The sequence below is a fragment of the Agarivorans sp. genome, from assembly GCF_050295395.1.
Taxonomy (GTDB): domain Bacteria; phylum Pseudomonadota; class Gammaproteobacteria; order Enterobacterales; family Celerinatantimonadaceae; genus Agarivorans.
Genome location: NZ_JBNKPP010000227.1, coordinates 1 through 8,245, shown reverse-complemented (window position 1 = coordinate 8,245; position 8,245 = coordinate 1). Strand labels below are relative to the sequence as shown.

Here is an 8,245-nt window from a genome sequence, read left to right as displayed (position 1 = left end):
AGTAGGTCACTGCCAGGCTTCCAATACTAAGCCCAGTCCGAAAGGACTGGGCTTTTTACTCTAGCAATGTTTTTAGGCTTAGCCTTTTGATTGAGTAAGCAGTTTTTGCCTGATGGCAATAGCATTGTGGCACCACCTGATCCCATGCCGAACTCAGAAGTGAAACGCAATTGCGCCGATGATAGTGTGGGGTTTCCCCATGTGAAAGTAGGTCACTGTCAGGCACCAAATAACTAAGGGCTTCCCACTTGGGAAGCCCTTTTTTATTGGCTAAATAGTGGCGATTTTAAGGGCGCTAAGCCGGCCCCAAATCTTAGTGTCATTTCACTAGTTTTGTTAGAATCGAAGGGTCATTCTTTAAATCGAAGACCGCCTATCATGAGTCTAAGTGTTTCTGCACCAAACGGTGCTATTACTCTTCCACAACTGGCGCTAGATGCACAGCAGGTTGAAGTGCTTCAGTGCGCCGAGCAATATCGGCAAAAACTATTACAGCTTATTGCCGATGCTCGTACTCGGATCTATCTTGTTGCCTTGTATTTGGAAGACGATGAAGCTGGCCGCAGTATTATGGATGCTCTATATCGCGCTAAGCAGCAACGCCCACAACTTGAAGTGCAGGTGATGGTTGACTGGCACCGAGCGCAGCGCGGATTGATTGGAGAACAGTCTGCTCAGGGGAATGCTTCGATGTATCGACATTACCAGCAACAGTTTCCTGATTTGATAACGATATCGGGTGTGCCGGTGAGTAACCGAGAGTTATTTGGGGTGCTGCATTTAAAAGGCAGCATTATTGATGATACGGTGATCTATAGCGGTGCCAGCCTAAATGACGTTTATTTAGGTTATGGTCAACGTTACCGGTTTGACCGCTATGTATTATTGGCGCATTCCCGCTTAGCCGATACGATGGTGAATTACTTGGACCAGCAGTTATTGGCGAGAGGCGCGGTAACCAGCCTTTCTTCCACCACGCCGGCTTCGACAAAAACGCTTAAGCCTGCGATACGCGGTTTACGCGCGGGTTTACAGCGCGAGCAGTATCGTTATCAGTCACAATCCTTGGGATCGCAACAGTTAGCGGTTACGCCTATGTTGGGTTTAGGGCCTCGACGTAACTTACTAAATAATACGATTCGCCGCTTAATTACCCATGCCCAGCAACACATCATTCTTTGTACCCCCTATTTTAATCCGCCTAGTGTTTTGAAGAGAGAGTTAAGCAAGGCTTTGAATCGAGGGGTAAAGGTGAGTTTAATCGTTGGCGATAAAACCGCGAGTGATTTTTACCGACAACCACAGCAAGCGTTTAAGGCGATCCATGCACTGCCCTATTTATACGAGATGAATTTGCGTCAGTTTATTCAGCGTAAACAGCGCTATATCGACCGAGGTTTACTAACGATAGAACTATGGTCTGATGCGGACAATAGCTTCCACGTTAAGGGCTTATGGGTGGACCAGCGTTACAACTTATTAACCGGTAACAACTTTAATCCGCGGGCATGGCGTTTAGATTTAGAGAACGGCTTGTTATTAGATGACCCAGAGGGTTTGATGGCGCAACAGAACCAGCAAGAACTGGAAAATATACTGTCTCATACTACAAGGATTACTAGTGCGCAGGATTTAGACAGTTTGAGTGCTTATCCGCAACCCGTGCAGCGTTTGCTGAGGCGGATTTCTCGACTACGAGCCGATCGTTTATTAAAACAACTTCTTTAGTTGAGCCCTTAATCTAGCAGCAACTCAGCTTTGCCGAGTTACTGCCAGTAAGTTAAGTTGATTAGCTAGGGAAGGAGAAGTTCACCCCTTCGCGAACTGAAGATGAAGGCCAACGTTGAGTAATGGTTTTACGTTTGGTGTAAAAGCGTACCGCATCTGGTCCATAGGCATGTAAATCACCGAATAGTGAGCGTTTCCAGCCCCCAAAGCTGTGATAAGCCACTGGCACTGGTAGTGGAACGTTAATTCCCACCATACCTACTAAGATATGATCTGAGAAATAGCGAGCCGCTTCACCGTCACGAGTATAAATACAAGTACCATTGCCGTATTCATGGTCGTTAATCAATTGCATGGCTTGTTCCATGGTCTCGACTCTAACCACACATAATACAGGACCAAAAATCTCTTCTTGGTAAGCCTTCATTGCTGGGGTCACTTGGTCGATCAAGGTTCCACCCACATAGAAGCCATTCGGATAACCAGCTACATCGGGTTGGCGTCCATCTACTACTACTGTCGCGCCATCTTGCTCTGCGCTGCTAATATACATTTCTACTTTATCGCGTTGCTCTGCGGTAATCAGCGGGCCAAAGTCGTTGGCTGGGTCGTTATAGGCTCCTACTTTTAAGCCTGCCATTGCCGAACTAAGACCAGCGACGAGTTTGTCTGCGACTTCGTCACCCACTGCTACTGCCACAGAAAGCGCCATACAGCGTTCGCCAGAAGAGCCAAAGGCAGCACCGAGTAAAGAGTTAACTGCATTATCTAAGTCAGCATCGGGCATAACGATGGCGTGGTTTTTGGCGCCGCCAAGTGCTTGACAACGCTTGCCGTTGGCGGTGGCGGTGCTGTAAATGTATTCGGCGATGGGCGTTGAACCAACAAAACTCACTGCGGCGACTCGAGGGTCTGTTAGTAGGGTGTCTACGGCTTCTTTATCACCGTTCACCACGTTAAATACACCAGCAGGAAGGCCGGCTTGATGTAACAACTCGGCGATGAACATAGTAACCGAGGGATCACGCTCCGAAGGTTTAAGCACGAAGGTATTGCCGCAGACTAGCGCCATCGGGAACATCCACATTGGTACCATCATCGGGAAGTTAAACGGGGTAATCCCTGCTACCACGCCGAGTGCTTGAAATTCACTCCATGAGTCAATCCCTGGACCTACATTGCGTGAATGCTCGCCTTTGAGTAGTTCTGGTGCGCCGCAAGCGTACTCTACACACTCAATGCCACGCGTTAATTCGCCTTTAGCATCGGCAGCGGTTTTACCGTGCTCCATACCCACTAGCTCACAAATTTTGTCGGCATGCTCTTCTAATAGGGTTTTATAGCGGTACATTACTTGAGCGCGTTTGGCGACTGGAGTATTACGCCATTCGGGAAACGCAGCCTGCGCACAAGCGATGGCTTGCTCTACGGTTGCTTTAGGCGCTAAAGCGACTTGTCTAGCGACTTCGCCGGTAGAGGGGTTGTATACATCTTGCAGTCGTGTGTGTTCGGTAGTGGTTTCGCCGTTAATTAGGTGACCAATGATAGACATGAATAATTCCTCGTAATTAAGCTTGCTTAGCTAAGTTTTGAATGGTGTCGCCTAGGGCGTTGAATAAACTATCAATTTCTTCTTTTGTTACGGTAAAGGGTGGAGCGATTTGAATGGTATCGCCGCCATAACGTACATAAAAACCTTGTTGCCACATGGCTTGGGCTATTTGATAGGGGCGTAGGCCCGGTTCATTTGGTGCATGGGCAATGCTTAAGCCTACCGCCAGCCCCATGTTGCGTACATCGTTTACCAGTTCCAAAGAACCCAGCTGATGGGCGGCATGCTCAAGTACCGGAGCCATTTCACGAACTCGTTCAAAGCTATTCTCTTGGCTGAGTAAGTCTAGTGAAGCAAGACCTGCGGCACAGGCGATGGGGTGAGCCGAATAAGTATATCCATGGGGGATTTCCAACATGTAGTCGGGACCGCCTTGCTCCATAAACAGATCGTAAATTTCTTGCTTACAAGCTACCGCACCCATGGGAATCACCCCGTTGGTTAATTGCTTGGCCATGTTGAGCATGTCGGGAGTCACTCCTAGCGCCTCTGCACCAGTTTTGTAACCTAGGCGGCCGAAGGCACAAATCACTTCATCAAAAATCAATAGAATGTCATGTTGGTCGCAAATCTCGCGTAGGCGCTGTAGGTAGCCCACTGGTGGCGGAATCACCCCAGCGCTGCCAGACATCGGTTCAACAATGACCGCGGCGATGGTGGATGCGTCATGAATAGCGATTTGATCGAGTAGGTCGTTGGCCAGTTCTGCTCCGCTTTGTGGCTGTCCTTTGCAGAATTGATTTTCTGGCAACATGGTGTGGCGTAGGTGGCCAACCTCAATACTACTGCCAAATAGCGCGCGGTTGGGGGCGATGCCGCCTACCGCTAAGCCGCCGTAGTTAACACCGTGGTAGCCCTTACCGCGGCCAATCAGTTTGGTTTTTCCTGCTTGGCCTTTTTTACGCCAGTAGGCGCGGGCAATTTTTAATGAGGTATCGGCCGATTCAGAACCTGAACCGGTGAAGAAAATGCGGTTTAAGCCCTGTGGCATAAACTCGGTGATTTTTTCTGCCAGTTTGAAAGAACCTGGGTGGCCAAACTGAAATGCAGGAGAGTAATCGAGTTGACTAGCCTGTTTGCTAATGGCATCTACAATTTCTTGGCGGCCATGGCCGAGGCCACAAGTCCATAAGCCGGATAAGCCATCAAATATTTTTCGGCCATCGGCATCGAAATAATAGTTACCCTTGGCATGCGTGATGATGCGTGGGTCGCGTTTAAATTGTCTATTTCCTGTATAAGCCATCCAGTGGCTGTCTAGTTGCCGTTGGGTTAGTCCCATTTGCTGCAATGTAGCCATTTGCTTCTCCTAGCAAAGCGATTCCAAGAGCCTAGATTAGCGCTGGTTTTAAGGTGTATAAATGTGTATCTTTGAATTCAAAGTTTCATAAAGGTGAAACATTAATGAAGAAGATCCTCGGTCAATTAAGTGATGTAGACCTGCGCTTGCTTAAGGTCTTTCGGGTGGTGGCCGAATGCGGCGGTATTTCCGCTGCAGAGGTAGAGCTTAATATTGGTCGCTCTACGATTAGCCGCCACATTAAAGATTTAGAGATCCGTCTGGGAGTGACGTTGTGTCAGCGAGGCCGTGCTGGTTTTGTCTTAAGCTCGGAAGGTCAGCATGTCTATCAGTCGAGCTTGCGGCTAATGGGAGCTTTGGATGAATTCCGAGCCGACGTACAAAGCTTGCATCGCGAAATGAGCGGCAACTTAGCAATTGCTTTGTTCGATAAAACGGTAACCAACCAGCACGCCAAAATTTCTCAGGCCTTACAGCTGTTTGATCAACGTGCGCCCAAGGTGAGTTTAGATTTATATGTAGAAACCCTATCGGTCATAGAAAGCGGGGTAATTGAAGGCCGCTTTCATTTAGGCGTGGTTCCGGGACAAAGGCAATCGGCGAGTTTACTTTACCAACCTCTATTTAATGAAAAAATGGCTCTGTATTGCGGCTATCATCATCCGCTATTTAAGCGCGCCGACATTACCATTAGCGCTGAAGAGATTGTGGCCCAGAAGTATGCCGGTTTAGGTCACCATTCGCCCAATATGGATACGTCGCAGCAAAAAGGCTTTGTCCGTCATGCAACTGCTTACGATCAAGAGGCGATTGCTACCTTATTGCTGTCTGGCGCCTATTTGGCTTTTCTTCCGGAGCACTACGCGCGCAGTTTTGTGGAACATGGGCTGATTCGACCTATTGGGGGAGAAGAGTTTAGTTACCTTTGTCCATTCTTGGCGGTGACGCGTGCCTCTCCTAAACCCTCGCGCATTTTAGCGTGTTTTCTGGATTGTTTGGTCGAGGCCCATCAAGTTAGCTAAGGCGTTGATTAAGCCATAGACTGAGCGCTTTAATCTGACTCAAGCTAATGGTATGAGCCATCGTGAAGCTTTCAAACTCGGTGTGATAGCCCAAAGCCTTCAGTTGTTCTGCTGCTTGTTGGCCTAAGCTTGGGGCCACCACGTCATCTTGCTGGCCGTGTTGGATTAATATCGGGGTATTGAGCTGCCATGGCTGCTTAGGAAGGCTTTGCGGCAGCAAGTAGGTCGACATACACACTAAGCCGCCTAGCGGCTTAGTGGTGTTTAGGGCGCAATGGTAAGCGACTGCGCCACCTTGGGAGAAACCCATCAGAATGATGTTTTCGCTGGCGATGCCTTGAGCCATTTGTTGCTCCACTAGTTGCGAGACTTGCGCGCTCACTTGGTTTAAGTGTTGTAAGTTGATTTGTCGCTGCGGAGAAAAGGCCAGAATGTCGTACCAAGCCGGCATAAAATAGCCGCCGTTAGCGCTGACCGGGCGCTCTGGCGCCGAGGGAAAAATAAAGCGTACTGTTGCATGCTGATTCAGCTTGAGTTGTTTGGCTAAGGGCAATAAATCTTCCGCTCCAGCACCTAAGCCATGTAAGCAAATAATACAATAGCGAGCAGGGCTTTCGGGTTCTACGCAGATTGCGCTAAGTGCCGACATGGATAATCCTTTACTGAGTGAGTGTCTTCTAGTTAAGCTGTGCCACCAAATGGCTAACAGCATTGTAGGTCAATGTTGCGGAGAGACAAGCATGCAAGAATTAATTGATGAAATCAGGGCGGCGGATCAGTCGGGAAATTATCCGAGTGAGTTGCCAACAGAGAGTCAACTCGTTGAAGTTGAAGAAATTATTTTAATACCCATGCCTAGTGATTTACGCGCTTTCCAGCTTACCGTTAGTAATGTTATCTATGGTAGCTTAGAGCCGGTGACGATTAGCGACCCTTATCTGCATACCTATTTACCAGACGTGGCTGCTACCGCTTGGAACCTAGGCCTGCCCCGAGAGTTTATTCCCATTTGCCAAAATGGTGACAGTTTCTATTTTATTAGCCAAGAAGGTGAAGTGGGTTATTGGCAGGGCCAAGAAGAGCTCGTGCCAGAATGGGATAGTATTTGGGACTGGGCCATGGAAGTATGGATGCAAAGTTAGTCTTATGACTCAGGCTGACTATTTGGCCAAGTTTTGGATGGTGATTGCGCATATTCCAGAAGGTAAGGTGGCAACCTATGGTGATATAGCGGCGATGGCGGGTTATCCACGCATGGCACGAGCCGTAGGACGTTGTTTAAAAAACTTACCCGAAGATAGCAACTTGCCTTGGCACCGAGTGATTAATGCCAAGGGCATGTTATCGTTTCCCTTAGATTCAGCAAAGTATTGCCAGCAACGGCAATTGCTGGAGTCTGAAGGTGTGCTATTTCAGCAGCATAAAATTGCTTTGGCCCGCCATCGCTGGCGGGGTTAAGCGCTATTTTAGGTACTTATCTAGCAAATCACGTTGTTGGTTCGCTGCTAAATCGTTGAGGTAGTGGGTTAAACTACGTACCAACAAGGATTTAGATAGGCCGGTTTGTTGCTTTATTTGCTCCAGCTCGTTAATCACTTGCTGGTTTAAGCTAAACGTGGCGTTTTTGGCTTTTACTGTTTGGGCTTGGCGACTCTGTTTTAGCGGAAGCTGCACTACATTTTGGTAGCCATTAGCATACAGCTCTGCTTGCTCAATGAAGCTATCCACATCGCATAATGGCTTGGGTTTAGAAGCCTGAGGCTTTTTCTTGAGATCGTGTAATGCCATGATCTGCCGCTCCTTGCTCACATACGATAAATTCTTCAGCAATATTGCGAATTTCCTGAGCCGCTTTTCCATCGGGTTCTAGTTCTAACACGGTATAGCCGCGTTCTTCACTGTCATCATAGATATTGCGGTTAAAAGTAATCGCATCGAGAACCGACAGTCCGTAGGTGGCACAGACTTCTTTAGCTTCTCCAATGCGTTTGTATTGGTTGGGTAGTGAGGGACACTGGGTCAGCACCACCGCTTCTTTTAAATGAAAGTTCACCGCTTTACAGGTATTCACCAATTCTTCCAGATGCGGCAGTGTTTTCATGTCACGGCGTTTGGGTCGTAAAGGAATTAATGCGTGAGTGGCCACCGCCATGGTAGAACGCAGTGCTTTACTATCTTGTCCGCCGCAGTCAACCACCACAAAATCGAAACGGTTTTGTAAGCTGAGTAGGTCGTTACGAATATTGCCGTAGAGCTGTACACAATTGATGGGCGGAAGCTCTTCTTGTTCGTTGCGGGCTTGCACCCAATCAGAACTAGTACGCTGGGGATCACAATCCACCAACAAAACTTCAGTATTGAAATGTTGTTTTAAATACACCGCAAGATTTTGCGCCAAGCAGCTTTTACCACTGCCTCCTTTTTCACCACCAACGAGAAGTATCATGGCTAGGTCCTTTTTCTGGTCTTTTAGTAAGCATTTGTCTATATCAACGATTATATTTTTTTATGTTGACCTGATGAGCTTAGGTTAAAAGTTGTTCAAGGCAATAGTGTTAGCTGATAAGAACAATTTTATCTGGC

The 8,245-nt window shown here is 47.8% G+C and carries 9 protein-coding genes and 1 rRNA gene; 5 read left to right on the top strand and 5 right to left on the bottom strand.

Translation table 11 applies throughout. The annotated features are described in order from the left end of the window. Positions 1-108: 108 nt before the first annotated feature. Positions 109-224 (top strand): 5S ribosomal RNA (gene rrf, locus ACQY6Q_RS13165). A 154-nt stretch (positions 225-378) separates the two neighbouring features. Then, positions 379-1,728 carry a CDP-diacylglycerol--serine O-phosphatidyltransferase gene (gene pssA / locus ACQY6Q_RS13160; protein ID WP_427982079.1) on the top strand — a complete coding sequence of 450 codons (1,350 nt, stop codon included), beginning with the start codon at positions 379-381 and terminating at the stop codon, positions 1,726-1,728. Positions 1,729-1,789: 61 nt separating this feature from the next. Here the strand turns inward: pssA and ACQY6Q_RS13155 are convergent, their stop codons facing one another. Both ACQY6Q_RS13155 and ACQY6Q_RS13150 read right to left on the bottom strand, forming a co-directional pair. Further along, the gene (locus ACQY6Q_RS13155; protein ID WP_427982078.1) at positions 1,790-3,280 is read right to left on the bottom strand and encodes a CoA-acylating methylmalonate-semialdehyde dehydrogenase; all 1,491 of its coding nucleotides are present in this window, start codon (positions 3,278-3,280) and stop codon (positions 1,790-1,792) included. 16 nt (positions 3,281-3,296) lie between these two features. Beyond that, on the bottom strand, positions 3,297-4,640 hold the full coding sequence (locus ACQY6Q_RS13150) for an aspartate aminotransferase family protein (protein WP_427982077.1): 1,344 nt from the start codon (positions 4,638-4,640) through the stop codon (positions 3,297-3,299). Between the two features lie 104 nt (positions 4,641-4,744). On the opposite strand from ACQY6Q_RS13150, the gene ACQY6Q_RS13145 reads away from it, so the two are divergent. Then, entirely contained in the window at positions 4,745-5,662 is a 918-nt protein-coding gene (locus ACQY6Q_RS13145) for a LysR family transcriptional regulator (RefSeq protein WP_427982076.1), read from the top strand. Here ACQY6Q_RS13145 and ACQY6Q_RS13140 read toward each other — a convergent pair. Beyond that, positions 5,655-6,311 (bottom strand): alpha/beta hydrolase, encoded by a 657-nt coding sequence (locus tag ACQY6Q_RS13140; protein ID WP_427982074.1) that lies wholly within the window; start codon positions 6,309-6,311, stop codon positions 5,655-5,657. The genes ACQY6Q_RS13145 and ACQY6Q_RS13140 overlap by 8 nt on opposite strands. Positions 6,312-6,402: 91 nt before the next feature. On the opposite strand from ACQY6Q_RS13140, the gene ACQY6Q_RS13135 reads away from it, so the two are divergent. Next, positions 6,403-6,804 carry an SMI1/KNR4 family protein gene (locus ACQY6Q_RS13135; protein WP_427982072.1) on the top strand — a complete coding sequence of 134 codons (402 nt, stop codon included), beginning with the start codon at positions 6,403-6,405 and terminating at the stop codon, positions 6,802-6,804. A gap of 4 nt (positions 6,805-6,808) precedes the next feature. Continuing rightward, positions 6,809-7,120 carry an MGMT family protein gene (locus ACQY6Q_RS13130; RefSeq protein ID WP_427982071.1) on the top strand — a complete coding sequence of 104 codons (312 nt, stop codon included), beginning with the start codon at positions 6,809-6,811 and terminating at the stop codon, positions 7,118-7,120. 3 nt (positions 7,121-7,123) lie between these two features. Here the strand turns inward: ACQY6Q_RS13130 and ACQY6Q_RS13125 are convergent, their stop codons facing one another. After that, entirely contained in the window at positions 7,124-7,450 is a 327-nt protein-coding gene (locus ACQY6Q_RS13125) for a hypothetical protein (RefSeq protein WP_427982069.1), read from the bottom strand. Next, on the bottom strand, positions 7,410-8,108 hold the full coding sequence (locus tag ACQY6Q_RS13120; RefSeq protein ID WP_427982067.1) for an AAA family ATPase: 699 nt from the start codon (positions 8,106-8,108) through the stop codon (positions 7,410-7,412). Before ACQY6Q_RS13120 ends, ACQY6Q_RS13125 begins: the two co-directional genes overlap by 41 nt. Positions 8,109-8,245: the final 137 nt, after the last annotated feature.